The organism is Ramlibacter sp. P4_H7, from assembly GCF_056400765.1.
The window spans coordinates 369,929-391,219 of record NZ_JBFUKP010000001.1 but is presented as its reverse complement, the minus strand read 5'-3'; the positions used below and the strand labels follow the sequence as shown (position 1 = coordinate 391,219).

General features: G+C 69.8%; 22 protein-coding genes. 16 read left to right on the top strand and 6 right to left on the bottom strand.

Going from position 1 to position 21,291, the window contains the following annotated elements; translation table 11 throughout:
* The first annotated feature begins 59 nt into the window (after positions 1–59).
* From dbpA to AC1DSA_RS01980, 3 genes are read left to right on the top strand one after another with little or no spacing between them, the layout of a single operon-like run.
* Positions 60–1,448 carry an ATP-dependent RNA helicase DbpA gene (gene dbpA / locus AC1DSA_RS01990; protein ID WP_477885511.1) on the top strand — a complete coding sequence of 463 codons (1,389 nt, stop codon included), beginning with the start codon at positions 60–62 and terminating at the stop codon, positions 1,446–1,448.
* Positions 1,449–1,461: 13 nt separating this feature from the next.
* Positions 1,462–1,971 (top strand): SRPBCC family protein, encoded by a 510-nt coding sequence (locus AC1DSA_RS01985; protein WP_477885509.1) that lies wholly within the window; start codon positions 1,462–1,464, stop codon positions 1,969–1,971.
* A 33-nt stretch (positions 1,972–2,004) separates the two neighbouring features.
* Entirely contained in the window at positions 2,005–2,916 is a 912-nt protein-coding gene (locus AC1DSA_RS01980; RefSeq protein WP_477885507.1) for an alpha/beta fold hydrolase, read from the top strand.
* On the opposite strand, the gene AC1DSA_RS01975 is transcribed toward AC1DSA_RS01980, so the two are convergent.
* From AC1DSA_RS01975 to AC1DSA_RS01960, 4 genes are all read right to left on the bottom strand, one after another.
* The gene (locus tag AC1DSA_RS01975) at positions 2,913–3,491 is read right to left on the bottom strand and encodes a hypothetical protein (RefSeq protein WP_477885505.1); all 579 of its coding nucleotides are present in this window, start codon (positions 3,489–3,491) and stop codon (positions 2,913–2,915) included. The two genes, AC1DSA_RS01980 and AC1DSA_RS01975, sit on opposite strands and share 4 nt — an antisense overlap.
* A complete protein-coding gene (locus AC1DSA_RS01970) occupies positions 3,488–4,054 on the bottom strand; it encodes a hypothetical protein (RefSeq protein ID WP_477885503.1) in 567 nt (188 codons plus the stop codon). Before AC1DSA_RS01970 ends, AC1DSA_RS01975 begins: the two co-directional genes overlap by 4 nt.
* 141 nt (positions 4,055–4,195) lie before the next feature.
* Complete coding sequence (locus tag AC1DSA_RS01965; protein WP_477885501.1) at positions 4,196–4,402, bottom strand: hypothetical protein; 207 nt, start codon at positions 4,400–4,402, stop codon at positions 4,196–4,198.
* A 103-nt stretch (positions 4,403–4,505) separates the two neighbouring features.
* Positions 4,506–7,688 (bottom strand): ATP-binding protein, encoded by a 3,183-nt coding sequence (locus AC1DSA_RS01960; protein ID WP_477885499.1) that lies wholly within the window; start codon positions 7,686–7,688, stop codon positions 4,506–4,508.
* A gap of 118 nt (positions 7,689–7,806) precedes the next feature.
* On the opposite strand from AC1DSA_RS01960, the gene AC1DSA_RS01955 reads away from it, so the two are divergent.
* Both AC1DSA_RS01955 and AC1DSA_RS01950 read left to right on the top strand, forming a co-directional pair.
* The gene (locus tag AC1DSA_RS01955) at positions 7,807–8,181 is read left to right on the top strand and encodes a group I truncated hemoglobin (RefSeq protein WP_477885497.1); all 375 of its coding nucleotides are present in this window, start codon (positions 7,807–7,809) and stop codon (positions 8,179–8,181) included.
* Between the two features lie 23 nt (positions 8,182–8,204).
* Entirely contained in the window at positions 8,205–9,023 is an 819-nt protein-coding gene (locus AC1DSA_RS01950; RefSeq protein ID WP_477885495.1) for a class I SAM-dependent methyltransferase, read from the top strand.
* 52 nt (positions 9,024–9,075) lie between these two features.
* Here AC1DSA_RS01950 and AC1DSA_RS01945 read toward each other — a convergent pair whose 3' ends face one another.
* The gene (locus AC1DSA_RS01945) at positions 9,076–9,294 is read right to left on the bottom strand and encodes a hypothetical protein (RefSeq protein ID WP_477885493.1); all 219 of its coding nucleotides are present in this window, start codon (positions 9,292–9,294) and stop codon (positions 9,076–9,078) included.
* Between the two features lie 131 nt (positions 9,295–9,425).
* A complete protein-coding gene (locus tag AC1DSA_RS01940; RefSeq protein WP_477885491.1) occupies positions 9,426–10,310 on the bottom strand; it encodes a LysR substrate-binding domain-containing protein in 885 nt (294 codons plus the stop codon).
* 124 nt (positions 10,311–10,434) lie between these two features.
* On the opposite strand from AC1DSA_RS01940, the gene AC1DSA_RS01935 reads away from it, so the two are divergent.
* From AC1DSA_RS01935 to AC1DSA_RS01885, 11 genes are all read left to right on the top strand, one after another.
* Positions 10,435–11,319, top strand: a complete 885-nt coding sequence (locus AC1DSA_RS01935) for a dioxygenase family protein (RefSeq protein WP_477885489.1) — start codon at positions 10,435–10,437, stop codon at positions 11,317–11,319.
* Positions 11,320–11,414: 95 nt separating this feature from the next.
* Positions 11,415–12,218, top strand: coding sequence for a citryl-CoA lyase (locus tag AC1DSA_RS01930; protein ID WP_477885487.1), 804 nt, complete (start codon positions 11,415–11,417; stop codon positions 12,216–12,218).
* Positions 12,215–13,378 carry a CaiB/BaiF CoA transferase family protein gene (locus AC1DSA_RS01925; protein WP_477885485.1) on the top strand — a complete coding sequence of 388 codons (1,164 nt, stop codon included), beginning with the start codon at positions 12,215–12,217 and terminating at the stop codon, positions 13,376–13,378. The genes AC1DSA_RS01930 and AC1DSA_RS01925 overlap by 4 nt, the downstream gene beginning before the upstream one ends.
* Positions 13,375–14,346: a Bug family tripartite tricarboxylate transporter substrate binding protein gene (locus tag AC1DSA_RS01920; protein WP_477885483.1), complete on the top strand. Its 972-nt coding sequence runs from the start codon at positions 13,375–13,377 to the stop codon at positions 14,344–14,346. Before AC1DSA_RS01925 ends, AC1DSA_RS01920 begins: the two co-directional genes overlap by 4 nt.
* 32 nt (positions 14,347–14,378) lie before the next feature.
* Entirely contained in the window at positions 14,379–15,575 is a 1,197-nt protein-coding gene (locus AC1DSA_RS01915) for an amino acid ABC transporter substrate-binding protein (protein WP_477885481.1), read from the top strand.
* Between the two features lie 13 nt (positions 15,576–15,588).
* Positions 15,589–16,446, top strand: coding sequence for a branched-chain amino acid ABC transporter permease (locus AC1DSA_RS01910; RefSeq protein ID WP_477885479.1), 858 nt, complete (start codon positions 15,589–15,591; stop codon positions 16,444–16,446).
* A gap of 4 nt (positions 16,447–16,450) precedes the next feature.
* Positions 16,451–18,220 (top strand): branched-chain amino acid ABC transporter ATP-binding protein/permease, encoded by a 1,770-nt coding sequence (locus AC1DSA_RS01905; RefSeq protein WP_477885477.1) that lies wholly within the window; start codon positions 16,451–16,453, stop codon positions 18,218–18,220.
* Complete coding sequence (locus AC1DSA_RS01900; protein ID WP_477885475.1) at positions 18,213–18,926, top strand: ABC transporter ATP-binding protein; 714 nt, start codon at positions 18,213–18,215, stop codon at positions 18,924–18,926. Before AC1DSA_RS01905 ends, AC1DSA_RS01900 begins: the two co-directional genes overlap by 8 nt.
* Positions 18,927–19,032: 106 nt before the next feature.
* On the top strand, positions 19,033–19,650 hold the full coding sequence (locus tag AC1DSA_RS01895; protein WP_477885473.1) for a nuclear transport factor 2 family protein: 618 nt from the start codon (positions 19,033–19,035) through the stop codon (positions 19,648–19,650).
* A gap of 128 nt (positions 19,651–19,778) precedes the next feature.
* Complete coding sequence (locus AC1DSA_RS01890; protein ID WP_477885472.1) at positions 19,779–20,714, top strand: Bug family tripartite tricarboxylate transporter substrate binding protein; 936 nt, start codon at positions 19,779–19,781, stop codon at positions 20,712–20,714.
* A 28-nt stretch (positions 20,715–20,742) separates the two neighbouring features.
* Entirely contained in the window at positions 20,743–21,285 is a 543-nt protein-coding gene (locus AC1DSA_RS01885; protein WP_477885470.1) for an NADPH-dependent FMN reductase, read from the top strand.
* Positions 21,286–21,291 lie beyond the last annotated feature (6 nt).

The following is a 21,291-nucleotide window of genomic DNA, read 5'->3' as shown; positions in this document are numbered from 1 at the left end:
GCGCAGCGCGCCTGCTCGACAGTGGGTGCGGCCGCCGCCATGGCCTAATCGCTACCTCCATGTCCGCCTCCACCAGCTTCTCCACCCTACCGCTTTCCCCTGCCACCCAGGCCAACCTGCAGCGTCTCGGCTACCTGGAGATGACCGCGATCCAGGCAGCCAGCCTGCCGCCCGCGCTGCTGGGCAAGGACCTGATCGCCCAGGCCAAGACCGGCAGCGGCAAGACCGCCGCCTTCGCCCTGACCCTGCTGGCCAACCTCAATGCGCGCCGCTTCGCCGTGCAGTCACTGGTGCTGTGCCCCACGCGCGAGCTGGCCGACCAGGTGACCACGGAAATCCGTCGGCTGGCGCGTGCCGAGGACAACATCAAGGTCGTCACGCTGGTGGGCGGCGTGCCGCTGCGCGGCCAGCTCGCCACCCTGGAGCACGGCGCGCACGTGGTGGTGGGCACGCCCGGCCGCGTGCTGGACCACCTGGAGCGCGGCAGCCTGTTGCTGGACGCCGTCAACACGCTGGTGCTCGACGAAGCGGACCGCATGCTGGACATGGGCTTCTTCGAGGAGATCGCGAACGTCGTGCGCCTGTGCCCGCTGCAGCGCCAGACCCTGCTGTTCTCGGCCACCTACCCCGAGGAGATCGACCGGCTGGCGGCGCAGTTCATGCGCGACCCGCTCACGATCCGGGTCGAGGCGCAGCATGCCGCCGGCCAGATCGACCAGCGCTGGTACGAAGTGACCGAGGCGCAGCGGTTGCCGGCCGTGGGCAAGCTGCTCGACCACTTCCGGCCCGCGAGCACGCTCGCTTTCTGCAACACCAAGGTGCGCTGCCGCGAGCTCGTGGAGCTGCTGCACGCGCGCGGCTTCAGCGCGCTGGCGCTGCACGGCGACCTGGAGCAGCGCGACCGCGACCAGGTGCTGGTGCGCTTCGCCAACCGCAGCTGCTCGGTGCTGGTGGCCACCGATGTCGCCGCACGTGGTCTCGACATTGCCAGCCTGGCGGCGGTCATCAGCGTCGATGTCTCGCCCGATTCCGAGGTGCACATCCACCGCATCGGCCGCACCGGCCGTGCCGGCGAAACCGGGCTGGCGCTGTGCCTGGCGAGCCTGGACGAGATGGGCTCGGTCGGCCGCATCGAGCAGCTGCAGGGCCGGCCCTCGCAGTGGCATCCGCTGGCGGAGCTTGCGCCCGCCGGCGGGCCGGCCCTGAAGCCCCCCATGGCGACGCTGCACATCCAGGGCGGCCGCAAGGAGAAGATCCGCCCCGGCGACGTGCTGGGCGCGCTGACGAAGGACCTTGGCTGCACGAAGGAGCAGGTGGGCAAGATCGACGTCAACGAGTTCTCCACCTATGTCGCCGTCGAGCGGGCCATCGCCAAGGACGTGTGCCAGCGGCTCGGTGCCGCGCGCATCAAGGGCAAGGGCGTGAAGGTGCGGGTCCTGGAAGACTAGACTCGAGAGCACCATGACCGCCACCGTCCCGCCCTTCATCACCTCCCGCGAACTCGATGCGCCGCGCGCGCTGGTCTACGAGGTGCACACGCAGCCCGCGCACCTGGAGCAGTGGATGGGCGCGGAGGGATTTCGCGGCATCCACTCGGCGATGGACCTGCGCGCCGGCGGCAGCCACCACTACGGCATGGAAGGTCCCGGCGGCCTGCAGATGTGGGGCAAGCAGGTGTTCCGCGAGGTCGAGCCGCAGCAGCGCATCGTCCATATCCAGTCTTTCTCCGACCAGGACGGCGGGCTGGCGCGGCATCCGATGGCGGCGACCTGGCCGCTTCAGATGCTGGCGACCACCACCTTCGAGGACGCCGGGCCCGACCGCACGCGCGTCACCGTCGCGTGGGAGCCGTACCAGTCGGACGAGGCCGGCGTGGCCACCTTCGACGCCGCCCGCGCAGGCATGGAGCAGGGCTTCGCCGGCATGTGGAAGAAGCTCGAGGCCTACCTGGCGAAGCTTCGGCGGGGCTGATACGGCCTGGGCGTCTGTGGCAAGCTGGCGCGCATGAAGACGCTGCAACCCCTGCACACCACCACCGCCGGCGTGCTCGACATGGCCTGGTACGGCTGTGGACCGACGGACGGCCCGCCGGTGTTCCTGATGCACGGCTTCCCGTACGACATCCATTCCTATGTCGACGTCGCGCCGATGCTGGGCGATGCCGGTTGCCGCGTGATCGTGCCTTACCTGCGCGGCTACGGCGCCACGCGCTTCCTGCACAAGGAGACGCCGCGTTCCGGCGAGCAGGCGGCGCTGGGCGCGGACCTGCTGGCGCTGATGGATGCGCTGAAGATCCCGCGCGCGGTGCTGGCCGGTTACGACTGGGGCGGGCGTGCCGCCTGCGTCATCGCGGCGCTGTGGCCGGAGCGCTGCGCCGGCCTGGTCTCGTACAACAACTACAACATCCACGACGTGGCGCGCGCGATGGAGCCGGACACGCCGGTGAACGAGCGACGCTACTGGTACCAGTATTACTTTCACTGCGAACGCGGCCGGGCCGGCCTGGCGAAGGACCGCCGCGCGCTCACGCGCTTGCTGTGGGAGCTGTGGTCGCCCAGCTGGAAGTTCGACGATGCGACCTTCGAGCGCACGGCGGCGGCCTTCGACAACGAGGACTTCGTCGAGGTGGTGATCCACTCCTACCGGCAGCGCTACGGACTGGCGGCGGGCGATCCCGCCTATGCGGACATCGAGCGCCAGCTGGCGAAGCAGCCGGTGATCTCCGTTCCGACCATCACCTTCGACGGCGCCGATGACGGCGTGCGCGATCCTTCACCGGCCGCCGCGCACGCACGTTTCTTTTCCGGACCGCGCTCGCACCGCATCGTGCCCGGTGTCGGGCACAACCTCCCGCAGGAGGCGCCGCGGGTGTTCGCGGATGCGGTGCTGGAACTGGTGCGGGGAGCGCCCGCTTAACGCAGGCGCTTGAGCAGCGAGGTGCGGACCTCGGCCGGCGCGCCGGCCTTCAGCACCAGCGGGATGTCCTTGCGCTCCTCGACGATCTCCACCCTGGTGATGGAGTTGAAGTCGTTGCGGTGGTAGCGCAGCGTGCCGATGTAGACGGCACGAGCCCCCTGCGGCACTTCGAAGTACAGCCCGCCGGGGAAATACAGCCGTTCCTGGTTCAGCACGTCGAGGTGCGCGAAGCCGCCGTTCACCCAGGTGCCCTGGCGCGGCATCTTCACCATGAAGGGCATGCCCCACTCCGCATCGAGCGTAGCCTGGAAATCCGCGGCATCCGGCGTGCCGGACCTCGCCGGCCGGAAGCTGTCGCCGGTGGCGAGGAAGACGTGGCCCAGCATGCGCTTTTCGCCCACCACGTTCCAGTGCGACTTCTGCTCCAGCGGGCTCAGCGGCGGCACCAGTTCGATCTTGCCGATCACCACCACCTCGGCATCCCCGGCCTTCAGGTCGGCGGCGGCGGGCAGCATCTGCGGCGTGGCGCAGGCCTGCAGCAGCACGGCCAGCAGCAGTGGCAGCAGCCGGCTCATCGCAGCTGCGCCAGTTCGCGCTGGATGCGCTCGGCGATCACCGGCACGTCCTTCGCATCCTTCAGGATCTCTTCCAGCATCTCGCGCCGCGACGGCGCGTCGGTGGCGGGCAGCACCTCGAACTTGCCCGGCTCGAAGAAGCCGGTCTTGACCGACTTCAGCTTGTACGAACCCATGTGGTACACGCCGGGACTCTTGATCACGATCGCGCCGACCTCGTCGCCCTGCTTGCCGAAGGAATAGCGGTAGTCGGTGTTGCCGCACAGGATGCCCAGGCAGGCCTGGCCGCGCGCGGACTGCGTCTTGTGCGCGCCGGCGGGCAGCGCCATCGTGTAGTAGAGGAAGCCGTCCTTGAACGGTTTCACCGCCGCGGGGTAATAGGGCTCCGCGGTCTGCGGGCGGTACTGGTAGATGTCCACCGCGTACAGCCTGTTGGCATCCACTTCCTTGATGTTCAGCCAGCCGTAGCCGAGCGAGCGGTCGTTGAAGTCCGTCACCCGACTGCCGCTCGCGCACGACGCCAGCAGCACCGCACACAGCACGTAGAACAAACGTTTCACCATCGCGATTTCCCTCCCTGTTGTAGCGCCGGATTATCGGGAGCGAGCGGCGAAAACGCATTGCTGCCGCGCAAGCGCTTTGCGCTGCGCACAACGAAGTTGCGCACGGTGCGGATGGCGGGTCGGCGGCGGCCGACGATCGGCTCAATGCAGCCGTTGCAGCCAGGACGTGTATTCGATCGCCCCGGCCTCGCGGGCGGCCTGGGCGGTGACGCGCTGGCGCAAGCCGTGCAGCACTTCGCCCAGCACCTGCTGGATCACCGCGATCGTTTCCAGCGACAGGGGCTCCGGGCATTCCCCCGCCATGGCGTGCACGTGCGGGGCTGGTTCGAATCGGGACTGGACTTGCATGGCCGCTCCTGGATGCGCCCCGCGGGGCGCGTTGTCAGGTGCCCGTTGCACCTGCTGCGACGCATCCTCCCCCCGGGGCGTTCCCGGAACGTTCCCGGCGGAGTCAGGAGCTGCGGGGCCCCTGCCGCGCGGTCGTGCTGCAGCGCGCCTCGTCCAGCGGATGGCCGGCGGCGTGGAAGCCCTGCGCCGCGTTGGCAAAGGCCTGCTGCGCCGCCTGCGTGTCGCCGGCGGCCAGCGCGACATGGCCGCGGGCCTCGTGCAGCGCGGCATGCCAGGCGGGCAGCCGCATCACCACGTTGGCGAGGTACTCGGACTGGCGCAGGTGGCCGGACGCCAGTTCGGTTTCGCGTGCGCGCGCCGAAGCGATCGTGGCCGGGATCGCGAAGGTGATGCGGCAGCCCGGACAGGTCTCCAGCGGTCCACGCACGGCGGCTTCGGCTTCCTCGACGACGCCCAGGGCCTTGTCGGGGTCGGGCGTGATCGCGATGCGCGTGCCGTAGATGCGGTCCAGCAGGTGGAAGCCGACATCGGAGGCGCGTGCGACGTCGAGCGCGTCGTCCAGCAGCGCGCGGGCCTCGTCGAGCCGGCCGCGGTACATGGCGAGCTCCGCGCGGCGCTGCAGCGTCAGGGCTTCGCCGGTGGCGCCGCCCATGGCGTGGTTCAGGCGGCCACCAGCGACGAGGTCCTGCTCGGCGGCGTCGAGCTGGCCGTTGAGCAGTTCGGCCTCGCCGCGCAAGGTGACGGCGAACGCGTAGCCGCGGTCGGCGCCCAGCCGCCGGGCCTCCGCCGCCAGCGCATCCGCGAAAGCGATCACCTCGGCGTACGGGCGCGATCCATACAGGAAGCGCTGGGTCATGCACAGGTGGCCGTCGAACACGCGCACCGCCAGGTGGGGCAGCTGGCTGGTATCGCGCAGGTCGGCCCACACGCTGGCCTGCAGGTCGCCTCGCGCGTGGGCGGCGGCGGCGTTGGACCACGACGCGATCACCAGCGTGCCCTGGTCCCCGGTCTCCAGCGCGAGGCGGCGTACTTCGGCCGACCGGCGCGCTCCCTCGGACGGGTCGCCGAATCCGAGGGCGGCCGCGCCGCTGTAGGCCAGCGCCGCGGCGAGGCGACCGGCGACGGTGGTCGGGCGGACTTGCTTGAGGTAGTCCAGCGCGCCGGGCGGATCGCCTGTCTTGACCGTCGCGAGCGCCCGCTTGGCCTTCAGCTCTTCGGCGAATTCCGGCAAGGCGAGCGCCGCGGCCGCGTCATAGGCCGCCAGCGCACCGGGGCGGCCGAGCGCATCCATCGACTCGGCGCGCAAGGCCAGCGCTTCGGCCAGCTGCGGCCTATGCGCCAGCAGCGGGTCCACGTGGCGCAGCACGTCCATGTGGGCGCCGAGCCGGAAGGCTTCGCGCGCAGCGGCGAGCGAGGCGGGGATCGCCTGCTCCACGTCGCCGCAGGCCAGCCAGTGCTGTCCCACCAGGCCGGGCGCGGCACCGGCCTGTTGCAGGCGCGCCGCAACCTCGCGGTGCAGCGCGAGCCGCCGGTGGGGCGGAATGCCGTCCAGCAGCGACTGCCGCAGCAGCCCATGCCGGAAGCGGTAGCGGCCGTCGTCCACCCCCAGCACGCCGCTGGCCAGCGCCCGGTCCAGCCGCTCGGACGCGTCCGCGCCCGCGTCCGTGGCGAGGGCCAGGGCCGTGCCCACGTCGAAGTCCTCGGCGGCCAGGGCGAGCCGGCGCAGCGCGTCCATCGCTGCCGGTTCCACGTCAGCCAGGCGCTCCGCAATGGCGGCCGACACGTCGCGCGGCACGCGGGCCCCGTGCCCGTCGCGCGACGCCACCGCCGCACGCGCGAGCTCGACCAGCGCGAAGGGAATGCCCTCGGCCCTCCGCGCGATCCCCGCGACCGTGTCCGCGGACAGCGGATCCGGCGCGGCGCGCGCCGCCAGCAGCGCGGCTTCGTCGTCACCCAGCGGCCCGAGGTCCACCGTCGCCAGCGTGCCGGCGCGCAGCATGCGAGCGACGTGGCCTCCCAGCACCTCCGGCAGTGCCGGCCGGCAAGCGAGCAGCACGAACAGGCGCGGACCGCTCGCGGCCAGCTGCGCCAGCAGCTCGGCGCTGGCGTCGTCCGCTGCGTGCGCATCGTCCACCACCAGCAGGACGGGCTGGTCGCCGGCCGTGGCCAGCAGCAGCCGGCGCACGGCGCCCGCGACCTGGTGCCGCCCCATGGGCAGCGCCAGCGGCACGGCGTCTCCAGCGACGGGCGTCAGCGCCGCCAGCACCGCCTGCGCATGGGGACCGATGGCTTGCCGGGCCGCATCGCCGCCTTCCTGCAGCAAAGGCTCGACCAGGTCGGTCACGAGGCCGTAGGGGCGGGTCCAGTCGCCCGCCTGCACCATGCGCACCTGCCAGCCGAGGGCGCGCGCTTCCTGCGCGAGCCGGCGGCAGAAGGCCGTCTTGCCCAGCCCGGCCCCCGCGCGCAGCATCACCGCCGCCGGCTTGGCTTCCGCGGCGCTGCGCAGCAGCGAAAGGACACGCACCAGCTCCAGCGCGCGGCCCACGAAGGCCGGCGCATCCCCCTGCAAACCGGCGACGCACTCCGCATGCAGCGCCTTCGCCTGCGGTCCGGGCTGGATGCCCAGCGACTGCTGCAGGTGGTCGCGCAGGTGGCCGTACCAGCGCAGGGCGGCCGAGCGGCGGCCGGCCGCGAGTTCGGCGCGCATCAGCGCCAGGTGCGCGGCCTCGTCGCTGGGCTCTTCCTGGACCAGCCGCTCGAAGTCGTCCGCCTGCCGCAGCAGGCCCAGGTACTTGTCCCGCAGGCGCCGGCGCGGCGCCTCGGTCCACGCTTCGTAACGGGCCCCGGGGAGCAGGTCGCCGCCGTAGAGGCCGGCAGCCGCCCGGCAGGCCGCGGCGTCCCCGGTGTCCAGCGCGGCATCGGCGGCGCGCTCGAAGCGCTCCGCATCGCAGTCCACCTGGCGGCCGGGCAGCAGGAAGACGCGGCCACCGCGCAGCACCAGCGCATCGGTCCCGCCGACGAACTGGCGGGCGTGGTGGGCGGCCTTTCGCAGGTTGGCGCTGCCGGCGTCCGGCTCCAGGTGGGGCCACAGCGCCTCCACCACCTGCTCGTTGAGCAGGCTGCGCTGCGGCTGCAGGCTCAGCAGTTGCAGCAGCTCGCCGGCGCGCCGGGTGGGCGGGCCGTCTGCCGCCTGCGCATCGCCCCCCAGCCGCAGGCTGAACCCACCGAGCAGCCGGATGGACACGGCGGCAGCGGACTGTTGCGGGGACTCCGGCAAGACCGGCATGGCGCTTTCCTCCTCGGCGTGCGGAACCCGGGAACGTTTCGGGAACACGCGACGTGCAGCATGCCCTGGCTTGCCGCCTTCGGCATCGGTTTCCACCCCACCCTCCAGGAGGATTGCCATGAACCCCGCGCAGACCACAACGCTGTACGAGCGGCTCGGCCGTTTCGACGGCATCACGCGCATCGTGCACGACGTGATGGACGCCCACCTGGCCAACCCGGTGATCGCGCCCCGCTTCCAGGCCAGCCAGGACCTGGACCACGCCAAGAAGATGGCCGTGGAGTTCTTCTGCGCCGGCTGCGGCGGCCCGGAGCCCTACACGGGACGCGACCTGCTGGTCGCCCACAAGGGCATGAACGTGAGCGAGCAGGAGTACATGGCGGCCATGGATGACATCCTGGCGGCGATGGAGAAGAATGCCGTCGACCCCGGAACGCGCGGCGAGGTCAGCGCCATCCTCTACTCGCTCAAGGGCCAGGTCATCCGCGTCTGAACACAGCGAAAGGAACCCACACCATGAATCCGAACCAGGCTCTCTGGGAAAAGGGCGACTTCACCCGAATCGCCGCCTCCATGCGCGGCAGCGGCGAGGCGCTGGTGCGCAAGCTCGGCATCGACTCCGGCATGCGGGTGCTGGACCTGGGCTGCGGCGACGGCACCACGGCACTTCCCGCCGCCCAGCTGGGCGCGGACGTGCTGGGCGTGGACATCGCATCCAACCTGGTCGCAGCCGGCAACCAGCGGGCGCAGCAGGCGGGATTGGCGCAACGCTGCCGCTTCCTGCAGGGCGATGCAGGCGAGCTCGTGGGCATCGAAGACGGCAGCTTCGACCGCGTGCTCAGCGTCTTCGGCGCCATGTTCGCGCCCCGGCCCTTCGACGTGGCGCGCGAGATGGTGCGCGTGACCAGGCCGGGCGGCCGCATCGTGATGGGCAACTGGATCCCCAACGACCCGACGCTGGTCGCGCAGATCCTGAAGACCAGCGCGGCCTATTCGCCGCCGCCGCCCGAGGGCTTCGTCAGCCCGATGACCTGGGGCGTGGAAAGCCACGTGCACGAGCGCTTCGGCCAGGCGGGGATCCCGGTGGAGGCGATCACCTGCGAGCGCGACACCTACGTGTTCGAGTTCATGGGCACCCCGTCGGAGTTCGTCGACACCTTCCGGCAGTTCTACGGGCCGACCATGAACGCCTTCGCCGCCGCGGAGCAGCAGGGCCGAAGCGACGACCTGCGCCGGGAGCTGGTGACGCTGTTCGAAAGCCAGAACCAGAGCCAGTACCCGCACACCGCGGTGATTCCGGCGACCTTCCTGCGGGTGACGGTGGAAGTTCGCTAGCGCTCAGGGGTCCGGATTGCCATCGCGAGGTCTTGATGACCTCGCGTGAGGATCAGAACTGCGCGGGCAGCTCGCTGTGGGTCGCGCCACGCTTGGCCTCGTCGAAGATGCGGTGCATGTCGAGCGGTTCGTGCCCGGTGACCGACAGGGACGCCGTCGCGCGCATGGGCGTGGCGACCGGCACGCTGTCCATGTGGTCCACCACGCAGCTGGCGGTCGCGAGCAGCAAGGCAATGGCGGCGAGCGGGGACAAGGCGGTCAGGTAGGACATGGCGGAGCTCCTTGGGTGGAAGGCCCGAGTCTTGGCCCCGCATGTAATCCCCCGGTCCCGGATTCGCTGGCGTCTTGTTGCCGGCGTGTATCCCCGCCGCGCTCCAGGGGCCTGCCGGCCTTGGCCGCGCGCTACGCCGCCGTCCCCGTCGCCCGCCGGATGATCTCCGTGAAGTGCTTCAACACCGGCGAGCGTGCGGCGCCCTTGGGCCACAGCAGGCCCGGCGTGCGCACCGGCGTCGGGTCCTCCAGCGGGATCACGCGCAGGTCGGCGGTCTGCGCCACCGCGGTCTCGGTGATGATCCCCGCCAGGTCGGTCTGGCGGATCAGCTCGATCATCGGCGCCACCGAATTCATCTGCGCCACCACCAGCGGCTGCGCCCCGGCCTGTTCGAAACATTCGTCCAGCAGCTTGCGGGTGAGGAACTGCGCGGGCAGCAGCACCATGCGCACGTTGTGCAGCTCCACCATGCGCACCCGGCGGCGCCGCGCGAGCGGGTGGCCCACGCCCACCACCAGCCGCAGCTCTTCCTTGTAGAGCGGCTCGAACCAGAGGTCGCTGCCTTCGCCCGGCGGATAGGAGACCGCCAGGTCGAGGTGGCCGGAGCGCAGGCGCTTGAGGATCTGCCCGGCCGCCAGTTCCTCGACGATCACCTCGATGCCGGGATAGGCGTTCAGCAGCGTGGCCGCGCACAGCGGCACCATGCGCGTGTTGAAGCTGGGCGTGGTGCCCAGCCGGATGCTGCCGGTGATGGCTTCGCCCGGCGCGCGCAGCGCCTGCAGGCCCAGGTCGATCTGCTCCAGCGCCGGCGTCATGTGGCTGCGCAGCACCTCGCCGGCCTCCGTCAGCCGCACCTGCTTGCCGCTGCGGTCGAACAGGGGTGTGCCCAGCTCGTCCTCCAGCTGCTTGATCTGGTGCGACAGGGTCGACTGCGTCACGTGCAGCCGCTCGGCCGCGCGAGTGAAGTGGAGGGTTTCCGCCACCGCGTCGAAGTAGCGAAGGTGCCGCAGTTCCATGTCTGTCGAGTCCCTAGGGTCCGCCCGGATTGCGATCGATGGCATCGATCATAACGGTCGAAATTCATCACTTTTCGGGCCGACGATCCCTGCCTAGACTCGCGCCCATCACAGGAGACGAGCCATGGCCCAACTGGAAGTGAGCGACTTCGCGCAGGCAGTGATCGACCGCATGGGGGACTGCAAGGACGCGCGGTTCAAGCAGATCATGACCTCGCTGGTGAAGCACGCGCACGCCTTCATGCGCGAGGTGGACCTGACCCCGGACGAGTGGATGGCGGGCATCCAGTTCCTCACCGCCACCGGCCAGAAGTGCGACGAGAAGCGGCAGGAGTTCATCCTGCTGTCGGACACGCTTGGCCTGTCCATGCTGGTGGTGGCCCTGGAGCAGGCGCGCGGCGCCAAGGCGCTGGCGGACCGGCCGGGCGAGCAGCCGACCGAGGCGACGGTGCAGGGGCCTTTCTTCTGGCCGGGCGCGCCCAAGCTGGAACTGGGCGCCGACATCGGCGAGGGCCACGGCGAACCCACTCTGTACCACGGGCGGGTCACCGACACCTTCGGCAAACCGATCGCGAATTGCGAGGTGGACGTCTGGTCGGGTGACGAAGGCGGCCTGTACGACATGCAGAAGGGCGACGAGATGCAGCTGCGCGCGCAGTTCCGCACCGACCCGGACGGCAACTACCGCTTCTGGTCGATCAAGCCCACGTTCTATCCGGTGCCGGGCGACGGGCCCGTCGGGAAGATGCTGGACAAGATGGGCCGGCACCTGAACCGCCCCGGCCACATGCACATGATGCTCAACGCGCCGGGCCACGAGCGGCTGGTGACGCACATCTTCGTCAAGGACAGTCCGTTCCTCGATTCGGACGCGGTCTTCGGCGTGCGCAACAGCCTGGTCGTCGACTTTCCCAAGCAGCCGCCGGGCAAGGCGCCGGACGGGCGCGAGATGAAGAAGCCGTACTACACGGCGAAGTACGACTTCAGGCTGGTGCCTTCGGCGCGCTGAGCCTGGGAGCGCTGGGGTTCGCCTGCGGGCTCACCGCCAGCCTACGAAGTCACGCCAGCCTACGCGCTCAGCGTATTCATTTTCGGGAGAACACTTTGAAAATCGGCAAGGCCACGGTGCCACGCTCGGCCATCACCACGTCCAATGCGCAGACCATCGTCGTGCGCGGCCAGGACCTCTCGCGCGACCTCATCGGCCAGGTGAATTTCGCCGACTATTTCCACTTCCTGCTCACCGGCCGCAAGCCCGACGCCGCGGCCAGCGCGGTGCTCAACGCCACGCTGGTGGCGATCGCCGACCACGGGCTGGTGCCCAGCGTGCAGGCGGCGCGGATGACCTATGCCGCCGCCCCCGAGGCGCTGCAGGGCGCGGTCGCCGCAGGCATCCTCGGCTGCGGCTCGGTGATCCTGGGCGCTTCGGAAACAGCGGGCCGCATGTTCGTCGAGATCGACGAGGAGGCGAAGCGGCGCGGCGGCGACCTGCGCGAGGCGGCGCGCGCCGTCGTCACGGGCCGGCGCGACCGCAAGCAGGCGATCCCCGGCTACGGCCATCCCGAGCACAAGGAGCGCGACCGGCGCGTCGACGCGCTGTTCGCGGTCTCGCGGCAGGCGGGCGGCGGCCAGCATTTCGTCGAGATCGCCCAGCTCGTCGAGGAGCTGGTGCCCGGCATCGTCGGCAAGGACTTGCGGCTGAACGTCTCGGCCGCGATTCCCGCGGTGCTGCTGGGCGTGGGCTTCCCAGTGGGCGCGCTCAAGGGCGTGCCCATCCTCGCGCGCACCGCCAGCCTGATCGCCCACCTGAACGAGGAGATGAGCGACCCGATCGGCTTCGCGCTCTCCTACCAGGCCACGCGGGAATTCGAGTACACGGGCGCGATGCCGCAGGAGGGCGGCAAGTGATCAAGGTGCTGGAGGGCGTGCGCGTCCTGGAGCACGGCACCTTCATCACCGGCCCGGCCGCCTCGATGCTGCTGGCGGACCTGGGCGCCGATGTCGTCAAGGTCGAACTTCCCGGCACCGGCGATCCCTTCCGCGCCTTCAAGGGCGGCCTCTATTCGCCGCACTACCAGACGGTCAACCGCAACAAGCGCAGCGTCACGCTCAACACCAAGCAGCCGGCGGACCTGGAGAAGTTCGATGCGCTGGTGAAGGACGCCGACGTCTACATCCAGAACTTCCGCCCCGGCTTCGCCGAGCAGATCGGCGCCGGCTTCGAGCGGCTGCGCACGATCAACGACCGGCTGATCTATTGCGCGATCAGCGGCTTCGGCGCCACCGGTCCGGCCGCGCACCGGCCCACCTACGACAGCGTGGCGCAGGCTGCCAGCGGCTACCTGCGCTTGCTGGTGAACCCGGCCAACCCGCGCGTCGTGGGGCCGGCGATCGCCGACCTGGTCACCGGCTTCTACGCCGCCTACGGCATCCTCGGCGCGCTGTACGACCGCGAGAAGCACGGCACGGCGCGCAAGGTGGAGCTGTCGATGTTCGAGGCGATGACGCACTTCAACCTCGACGCCTTCCAGCACCTGTTCTCGGCCAACGAGGTGATGGGACCCTTCAGCCGGCCCAGCGTGTCGCAGTCCTATGTGCTGGAGTGCCAGGACGGCAAGTGGATCGCGCTGCACATGTCCAGCCCGGAGAAGTTCTGGCAAGGCCTGGCCACCGCGATGGAGAAGCCGGACATCTTCCAGGACCCGCGCTTCGCCAGCCGCCAAGGCCGCATCGACCACCAGGAAGACCTCATCGACGTGCTACGGCCCATCTTCCGCCAGCACGAGCGCATCGAGTGGTGCCGTCGCCTGGAAGCGCAGGACGTGCCGTATTCCCCCATGTACACGACCGCGGAAGTGCCGGAGGATGCCCAGGCGAAGCACCTGCAGCTGTTCGTGGAGACCGAGCACCCGGTGGTGGGCACCTTCCGCACCGTGCGCTCCCCGGTCTCCTTCGACGGCGAGCGGCCGCTGGAAGTGACGGCGCCGCCGGTGCTGGGCGAACACAACGAGGAACTGTCCCACGGCTGGAAGCCGCGCGGGACGTCGCGCAAGGAGACCCGAAAGTGACGATCCGCCGTACCGTCCTCGCCGCATTGGCGGCGCTTGCCATGGCAGCCCCGCTGGCCGCGGGCGCGCAGGACTATCCCAGCCGGCCGATCAGGCTGGTGGTGCCCTTCGGTCCCGGCACCACCACCGACATCGTCGCCCGCATCTACGCCGAGGCCATGGCCAAGCCGCTGGGGCAGGCCATCGTGGTGGAGAACAAGTCGGGCGCCGGCGGGAACATCGGCTCCGACCTGGTCGCCAAGGCGGCCGCCGACGGCTACACGATCGTCATGGGCACGGTGGGCACGCACGCGATCAACCCGGGCCTGTACCGCAAGATGCCCTACGACGCGCAGAAGGACTTCGCGCCGATCGGCTTTGCCGGCTACACGCCGACGCTGCTCGTGGTGGCGGCGAACTCGCCGCTCCAGTCGCTGAAGGACCTGCAGGCCGCCGCGAAGAAGAGCGGCGGCATCAGCTTCGCCTCCGCGGGCAACGGCACTTCAGGCCACCTGGCCGGCGAACTGCTGAAGGCCCGCCTGGGCGGCGAGATGGTGCACGTGCCCTACAAGGAAGGCGGCCTCGCGCTGTCCGACGTGACGGCGGGGCAGACCCAGTTCATGTTCTACCACCCGGCTGCCGTGATGCCGCAGGTCAAGGCCGGCAAGCTGCGCGCGCTGGGCGTGTCCAGCGCGAAGCGCACGGCTGCCGCACCCGACGTGCCGACCATCACCGAGCAGGGCTTCGGCGAGTTCGACCTGGTCGCCTGGTTCATGCTGTACGCGCCGGCCTCGACGCCGGCGCCGGTGCTGGCGCGACTGCGCGATGCGGTGGCGCAGGCGGTGACGAATCCCGAGGTGAAGGCCAGGCTCGCGGCGCAGGGCCTGGAAGTGCCGCAGCTCAGGCCCGACGAGCTCGCGGCCTTCAACCGCACCGAGATCGCGAAGTGGTCCGAGCTGGTGAAGCGCTCGGGCGCGCAAGTGGATTGAGTGTTCCCAAGACCAACGACAGGAGACAAGCCATGACCCTCTCTCGCCGCGACATCCTCACCGCTGCCGGTGCAGCGCTGGCGCTCCCCGCACTGGCGCAGGCGCCGGCCGCCGCGCCGATCCGCATCGGCAGCACGCTGGCGCTGACGGGGCCGCTGTCGGCCACGGCGCTCACGCACAAGCTGGTCGGCGAAATCTACGTCGAGCAGCTGAACAAGCGCGGCGGTCTGCTGGGCCGCCAGGTGCAATGGATCGTCAAGGACGACCAGTCCAAGCCGGACCTGGCGCGCACGCTGTACGAGCAGCTGGTGACCAGCGACAAGGTCGACCTGCTGATGGGCCCGTACGCCACCGGTGCCATCCTCTCCGCGATGGGCGTGGCCCAGCGCTACAACAAGGTGCTGGTGCACCACACCTTCGGCATCCCCTCGCTGGCCAAGTACGACATGCAGTTCCCGGCCTGGTCGCTGGGGCCGGACCCGCAGAACACGGTGTCCAACTCGCTGTTCGACATGCTGGCGCAATCGAAGAAGCCGCCCAAGACCATCGCCATCGTCACCAGCAAGTTTCCCTCGATCCACTTCATGTCGCTGGGCGGCCGCGAAGTGGCCAAGAAGCGCGGACTCAAGGAGGTGCTGTTCCTCGAATGGGACTTCGGCAACCGCGACTTCGGCCCGATCGCCGCGCGCGTGAAGGATGCCAACCCCGACCTCGTGTGGATCGGCGACATCGGCCTGGAGGGCAACATGCTGCTCGACGCGATGAAGAAGATCGACTACACGCCGCCGCTGCACTTCCACCTGTACCCGGCACCGGGGCCGATGACCAAGTCGCCCGAAGGCGACAAGGCGCTGGCCGTGACCATCTTCGAGGAGCATCCGCCCTTCATCAACCAGGGCGTCGCCGCGGAGTTCGTGAAGACCTTCAACGAGCGCGCCGCCGCCGCCAACCTGCCGGACACGCACGTCGAGGTGCAGGCCGCCGCGTCCTATTCGGCCTGGCAGATCCTGGAAGCGGGCGTGCGCGGCGCCAACAGCCTGGACGACAAGAAGATCGCGGAGTTCCTGCGCAAGAACAAGATCGACACCATCCAGGGCCGGCTGCGCTTCGACGGTCCCGGCAACTACGGCGACGACCTCATGAAGATCAAGCAGGTGCAGGGCGGCAGCTGGAAGGTGATCTGGCCGACGTCCTTCGCCGCGCCCGGCGCCACGCTGCAGATGCGCTGAGCGCGGGAGCACGATGACCTGGCCCAGCCTCAACCTGCTGCTGCAGTCCATCCTGTCGGGGATCTTCATCGGCGGCCTGTACGGATTGATCGGGCTGGGGCTGGGGCTCACCTGGGGGCTGCTGCGTCAGATCAACCTGGCGCACTTCGGCCTGGTGTTCCTCGGCGGCTACCTCAGCTACCAGATGGCCACCGTGTGGAAGATGGACCCGCTGCTGGCGCTGGTGCTGGTGCCGCCGCTGTTCTTCGCCATCGGCGCGGGCATGCAGTGGGTGCTGTCGCGGTTCGCGATCACGCCCTTCAACTCGCTGCTGGTCACCTTCGGCATCACGGTGGTGATCGAGTCGGCGATCCAGGGCATCTGGACGGCGGACTACCGCCGGCTGGAGTCGCCCTACAACGCGATGAAGTTCACCGTCGGCAAGCTGTACGTGCCGGTGCCGGAACTGCTGACCTTCGTGCTGGCGCTGGCGATCTCGCTGAGCATCTGGGCGGCCATGCGCTACACGGACCTGGGCAAGGCGCTGCGCGCGATGGCCGAGGACGGGCCGATCGCGGCGGCCTTCGGCATCGACGCGAAGTCGCTGGCGCTGGTGCTGGCCGGCGGCTGCGCGGCGCTGGCGGGCGTCGCGGGGGTCTGCCTCGCGCTGACCTTCACGCTGACGCCCTCGCAGATCTTCGCCTGGGTGGGCGTGGTGTTCGCCGCCGTGATGCTGGGTGGACTGGGCAGCGCGCTGGGACCGCTGGTGGCGGGCGTGGTGATCGGCGTGAGCGAAGCCGTGACCATGGCCGTGGCCTCCCCATCCTGGGCGCCGATCGTGTCGTTCTCGCTGCTGATCGTGATGCTGCTGTTCCGGCCGGGAAAGACCTAGGACGATGAACAAGACACTGCTGGCCATCGCCGGCGCGGGAGCCGTGCTGGCGACGGTGCCCTGGCTCGGGCTGCCTTCCTTCTACGAATCGATCCTCTACCTGGTGCTGCACTGGGTGGTGCTGGCGGTGTCGTGGAACATCCTGTCCGGCTACTCGGGTTACTTCTCCTTCGGGCACGGCGCCTTCTTCGGCGCGGGCATGTACACGACGGCGGTGCTCGCCGGCAAGCTCAACTGGCCGTTCCTGGCGACGCTGCCGCTGGCCGCGCTGCTGCCGGCGCTGCTGGGCCTGTTCATCGGCTTCGTGGTGTTCCGCGTGAAGGCGGTGCGGGGCGAGCTGTTCGCGCTGCTCACGCTGGCCGTGACCTTCGTGATCGCGACCATCATCCTCAACACGCCCATCGACGGCGGCCCGGGCGTGTACCTCAATGCGGTGCAGGTGCCGCGGCTGGCACCGACGCCGTCGTCGTCGATCTACCTGATGATCCTGTTCGCCGCGGCGTTGACCCTGCTGGTCGCGTACCGCGTGCAGGTGTCCAAGCTGGGCATCGGCCTGTTCGCGATCCACGACGACGAGGACGTGGCCGAGGTGATGGGCGTGCCCACCTTCCGCTACAAGCTGCTGGCCTTCGCGCTCTCGTGCGCGCTGGCCGGCCTGGCGGGCGGAATCCACGCGCTGTTCGTGTCGTACGTGACCGCGGGCGAGACCTTCAACATCACGGTGCCGCTGACGGTGGTGCTCATGAGCGTGCTGGGCGGCACGCGCCACTGGGCCGGGCCGGCCGTGGGCGCGGCCGCGATCACCGGCTTGCTGTACTTCTTCACGGCCGGCGACCACGCGGTGCTGGGGCGCGCGTCGGTGGGCGTGGTCCTGGTGCTGGTGATCCTGTTCATGCCCGACGGCATCCTGGGGCACTTCTTCCGGCGCAAGCCGCGGGCGGCGGCCGATGCGATGCCGGCACCGAGGGCGGACCCTGCCGCAGCGGTGCATGCCGTGGCGACGCAGGCCGCCGCGCCGATCGCCCGCACGCAGCACGTCATCGGCGCGCCGCTGCTCGAAGTGCGCGGCCTGTCGAAGGCGTTCAAGGGCGTGCAGGCGCTCGACACCGTCACCCTGCAGGTGCGCCAGGGCGAGATCCTCGGCCTGCTGGGCCCCAACGGATCCGGCAAGTCCACCTTCATCAACGTGGTGAGCGGCCATTACCCGCTGTCGGCGGGCCGCATCGTGTTCGACGGCCAGGACCTCACGGGCGCGCCGGCGCATCGCATGGCGCACGCGGGCATTGCCCGCACCTACCAGATCCCGCGCCCCTTCGCGCACATGACGGTGCTGCAGAACGTCGCGATGGTGGCGATGTTCGGCTGCGCCGCGCTACGGGAGAAGGAGGCCGAGCGCGAAGCCTGGAAGTGGCTGGAGTTCACTGGCCTGCAGGCCAAGGCGCAGGCGCTGCCGGAAGACCTGAACCTGCACCAGCGCAAGTTCCTGGAACTGGCGCGCGCGCTGGCCGCGCGGCCGCGGCTGGTGCTGCTGGACGAAGTGCTGTCGGGCCTCACGCCCGGCGAGATCAACGAGGCGATCGAGCTGATCCGACGCATCCGCGACCAGGGGTCCACCATCGTGTTCGTGGAGCACGTGATGCGCGCGGTGATGGCGCTGACCGACCGCATCATCGTGCTCAACCACGGCAAGCTGATCGCGCAGGGCAGCGCCAACGAAGTGATGCAGGACGCCGAAGTCGTGAGCGCCTATCTCGGAAAGCCGGCCTATGCTTGAGGTGGTCAACCTGCAGGTGGCCTACGGCGCCGCACCCGCGATCTGGGACGTGTCGATCAACGTCCAGCGCGGCGAGCTGGTGTGCGTGGTCGGGCCCAACGGCGCCGGCAAGAGCACGCTGATCAACGTGATCGCCGGCCTGCACCGCGCGCGCGGCGGGCGCCTGAGCTTCGACGGACAGGACATCACGCAACTGGCCAGCCACCGCTTCTGCGCGACCGGCATTGCCATCGTGCCGGAGGGCCGGCGCCTGTTCACCGGCATGAGCGTGCGCGACAACCTGGAGCTGGGCAGCTTCCTGCCGCAGGCCAAGGCGCACCGCGCCGCGTCCATGGAGCAGGTGCTGGCGCTGTTCCCCGCGCTGAAGCAGAAGCTGCCCAGCGCGGCGGGCTCGCTGTCCGGCGGCCAGCAGCAGATGGTGGCGATCGGCCGCGCGCTCATGAGCCGGCCGCAACTGCTGCTGCTGGACGAGCCCTCGCTCGGGCTGGCGCCGGCGGTGGTGCTGGACATGTTCAAGGCGATCCGCGAGATCAACGCGGGCGGCACCTCGGTGCTGCTGGTGGAACAGAACGTGGCCATGGCCATGGAGATCGCGCGTCGCGCCTACGTGATGGAAGAGGGCCGCATCGTCGCCGACGGACTGGCGCGCGACCTGCTGGGCCGGCCGGAGATCCAGAAGGCCTACCTCGGCATCGAGACCCACTGAGCGGGCCACAGTCTTTCAACCGGCGGAAAAGTCATTTGCCGGCGGCCCGCTTCCGCAAAGGCCGCGCGGCCCCTACAGTCGCTCGGTTCGAAGCAGGAGACAAGACATGGACGACACGATGACCGACAAGCTGCTGATCCGCGAGCTGGTGGAACGCTGGGCGGTCTGGCGTGATGCCGGCGACTGGGAGCGCTTCGCCACCGTATGGCACCCCGAGGGCGTGATGATGGCCACCTGGTTCCAGGGGCCCTTTCGTGACTTCATCCGCGTCACGCAGGAGGGCTGGGACAAGGGCGTGAGCATCCTGCACTTCCTGGGCGGCTCCGCCATCGAAGTGGCGGGCGACCGCGCGATCGCGCAGACCAAGATGACGATCTCGCAGCGCGGCATGGTGGAAGGCGCCGACGGGCCGGTGCTGTGCGACGTGGTGTGCACGGGGCGCTTCCACGACTTCATCACCAGGCATGACGGCCAGTGGAAGGTGCTGCATCGCCAGCCGATCTACGAAAAGGACCGCATCGATCCGGTCGATTCCACCGCGCAGCTGAAGCTGGACCAGGCGCTGCTGGCCAGCATGCCGGAGGGCTATCGCCACCTTGCCTACATCCAGACGCGCATCGGCTACCAGGTCAAGATGGACATGCCGATGCTCAAGGGCCCCGTGGTGCAGGAGCTGTACCGGCGCGGCGAGCGCTGGCTGGCCGGCGGCCCGCTGGAGCGGTAATGGGCTCCCCCCCGAAGCAGCCTGCGGCTGCCTCCCCCTCGAGGGGGCGCCACCGGCGGCCCGGCGAAGCCGGTTCCGCGGTGGCCGCTGGATGGAGCCGGATCGCGAGGAGGGGGCTTCTTGCGCTGATGGCTTCGCTGCCATTCACGGCGGCGTTGTCTCAAGGCTATCCCAACAAGCCGGTGCGCATCATCGTGCCGCAGCCTCCGGGCGGCGGCTTCGACACGGTGGGTCGGCTGATGGCGGACCGCATGGGCAAGCTTACCGGCCAGGGGTTCGTGGTGGAAAACCGCACCGGCTCCGGCACGCTGGTGGGCACCGATGCCGCGGCCAAGGCGGCGCCGGACGGCTACACCTTGCTGGTGGGTTCGGTCTCCAACCTCGCGCTCAACCCCGGCCTGTACCCGAACCTCCCCTACGACAGCCTGAAGGACTTCGAGCCCGTCGGCCTGCTCGTGAGCTACAGCTACACGCTGGTGGGCCGCAAGGACCTGCCGTACAACAACCTGCAGGAATTGCTCGCGTACGCGAAGGCGAATCCTGGCAAGCTGACCTACGCATCGGCGGGGGTCGGCTCGGGCCAGCACGTGCTGGCCGCGGCGCTGTGGCACCTGGCGAAGGTGGACGTGGCCCACGTGCCCTACCGCGGCGCGCAGCCGGCCTACCAGGACCTGCTGGGCGGCCGCGTGGACCTGTTCTTCGACTTGTCGCCCACGGCGCGGGTGCAGGTGGACGCGGGCAATGCCAAGGCGCTCGCCGTCTCCGGCGCGGCGCGCAATCCCATGCATCCGCAGGTGCCTACCGTGCTGGAAAGCGGCGCGGCGCCCCTGGAGCTGGAATCCTGGTTCGGCCTGTTCGCGCCCGCGAAGACGCCGCCGGAGGTGCTGCAGAAACTGCGCGCCGATTTCGCCCGGATGGCGGCGATGCCCGACGTGCAGGAGACGCTGCTGAAGACCGGCGGCAAGCCCATGGCCCTGATCGGCGATGATGCGCGCGCGGTGGTCAAGCGCGACGTGGAGCACTGGTCCAGGCTGGTGAAGACGCTGGGCATCCGCGCGGAATGAATCCCCTTACGACAACGAGCAAGACACAATGAAAGTTCTCGGCATCTGCGGCAGCCTGCGCCAGGGCTCCTACAACGCGATGGCACTGCGCGCCGCGCAGAAGCTCGCGCCGGCGGGCATGGAGATCACGGTCGCGGACATCAGCCGCATCCCGATGTACAACGACGACGTGCGCGCCGCCGGCGAGCCGGCCGAAGTGAGCGCGCTCAAGGCGCAGCTGCGCGCGGCCGACGCCGTCCTGATCGTCACCCCGGAATACAACTTCTCGATTCCCGGCGTGCTGAAGAACACGCTGGACTGGATGTCGCGTCCGCCCGAGCCGCCCTTCGACGGCAAGGTGGTGGCGATCATGGGCGCGAGCCCGGGCCCGGTGGGCACGGCGCGCATGCAGTACGACCTGCGCAAGGTGCTGGTGTTCATGAACAGCTTCACCGTGAACAAGCCCGAGGTGTTCATCTCCTTCGCGCAGAACAAGTTCAACGCGCAGGGCGAGCTGACCGACGAGGCCACGGCGAAGTTCGTCGGCGACCTGCTGGTGTCGCTGCAGAACCTGAAGAAGCGGGTGGGGTGAGCTTCC

Bases quoted from the DNA above. Each gene is read 5' to 3' on its own strand.
- dbpA (WP_477885511.1), top strand. From the start codon at position 60: ATGTCCGCCTCCACCAGCTTCTCCACCCTACCGCTTTCCCCTGCCACC.
- AC1DSA_RS01985 (WP_477885509.1), top strand. From the start codon at position 1,462: ATGACCGCCACCGTCCCGCCCTTCATCACCTCCCGCGAACTCGATGCG.
- AC1DSA_RS01980 (WP_477885507.1), top strand. From the start codon at position 2,005: ATGAAGACGCTGCAACCCCTGCACACCACCACCGCCGGCGTGCTCGAC.
- AC1DSA_RS01975 (WP_477885505.1), bottom strand. From the start codon at position 3,491: ATGAGCCGGCTGCTGCCACTGCTGCTGGCCGTGCTGCTGCAGGCCTGC.
- AC1DSA_RS01970 (WP_477885503.1), bottom strand. From the start codon at position 4,054: ATGGTGAAACGTTTGTTCTACGTGCTGTGTGCGGTGCTGCTGGCGTCG.
- AC1DSA_RS01965 (WP_477885501.1), bottom strand. From the start codon at position 4,402: ATGCAAGTCCAGTCCCGATTCGAACCAGCCCCGCACGTGCACGCCATG.
- AC1DSA_RS01960 (WP_477885499.1), bottom strand. From the start codon at position 7,688: ATGCCGGTCTTGCCGGAGTCCCCGCAACAGTCCGCTGCCGCCGTGTCC.
- AC1DSA_RS01955 (WP_477885497.1), top strand. From the start codon at position 7,807: ATGAACCCCGCGCAGACCACAACGCTGTACGAGCGGCTCGGCCGTTTC.
- AC1DSA_RS01950 (WP_477885495.1), top strand. From the start codon at position 8,205: ATGAATCCGAACCAGGCTCTCTGGGAAAAGGGCGACTTCACCCGAATC.
- AC1DSA_RS01945 (WP_477885493.1), bottom strand. From the start codon at position 9,294: ATGTCCTACCTGACCGCCTTGTCCCCGCTCGCCGCCATTGCCTTGCTG.
- AC1DSA_RS01940 (WP_477885491.1), bottom strand. From the start codon at position 10,310: ATGGAACTGCGGCACCTTCGCTACTTCGACGCGGTGGCGGAAACCCTC.
- AC1DSA_RS01935 (WP_477885489.1), top strand. From the start codon at position 10,435: ATGGCCCAACTGGAAGTGAGCGACTTCGCGCAGGCAGTGATCGACCGC.
- AC1DSA_RS01915 (WP_477885481.1), top strand. From the start codon at position 14,379: ATGACCCTCTCTCGCCGCGACATCCTCACCGCTGCCGGTGCAGCGCTG.
- AC1DSA_RS01910 (WP_477885479.1), top strand. From the start codon at position 15,589: ATGACCTGGCCCAGCCTCAACCTGCTGCTGCAGTCCATCCTGTCGGGG.
- AC1DSA_RS01905 (WP_477885477.1), top strand. From the start codon at position 16,451: ATGAACAAGACACTGCTGGCCATCGCCGGCGCGGGAGCCGTGCTGGCG.
- AC1DSA_RS01900 (WP_477885475.1), top strand. From the start codon at position 18,213: ATGCTTGAGGTGGTCAACCTGCAGGTGGCCTACGGCGCCGCACCCGCG.
- AC1DSA_RS01895 (WP_477885473.1), top strand. From the start codon at position 19,033: ATGGACGACACGATGACCGACAAGCTGCTGATCCGCGAGCTGGTGGAA.
- AC1DSA_RS01890 (WP_477885472.1), top strand. From the start codon at position 19,779: ATGGCTTCGCTGCCATTCACGGCGGCGTTGTCTCAAGGCTATCCCAAC.
- AC1DSA_RS01885 (WP_477885470.1), top strand. From the start codon at position 20,743: ATGAAAGTTCTCGGCATCTGCGGCAGCCTGCGCCAGGGCTCCTACAAC.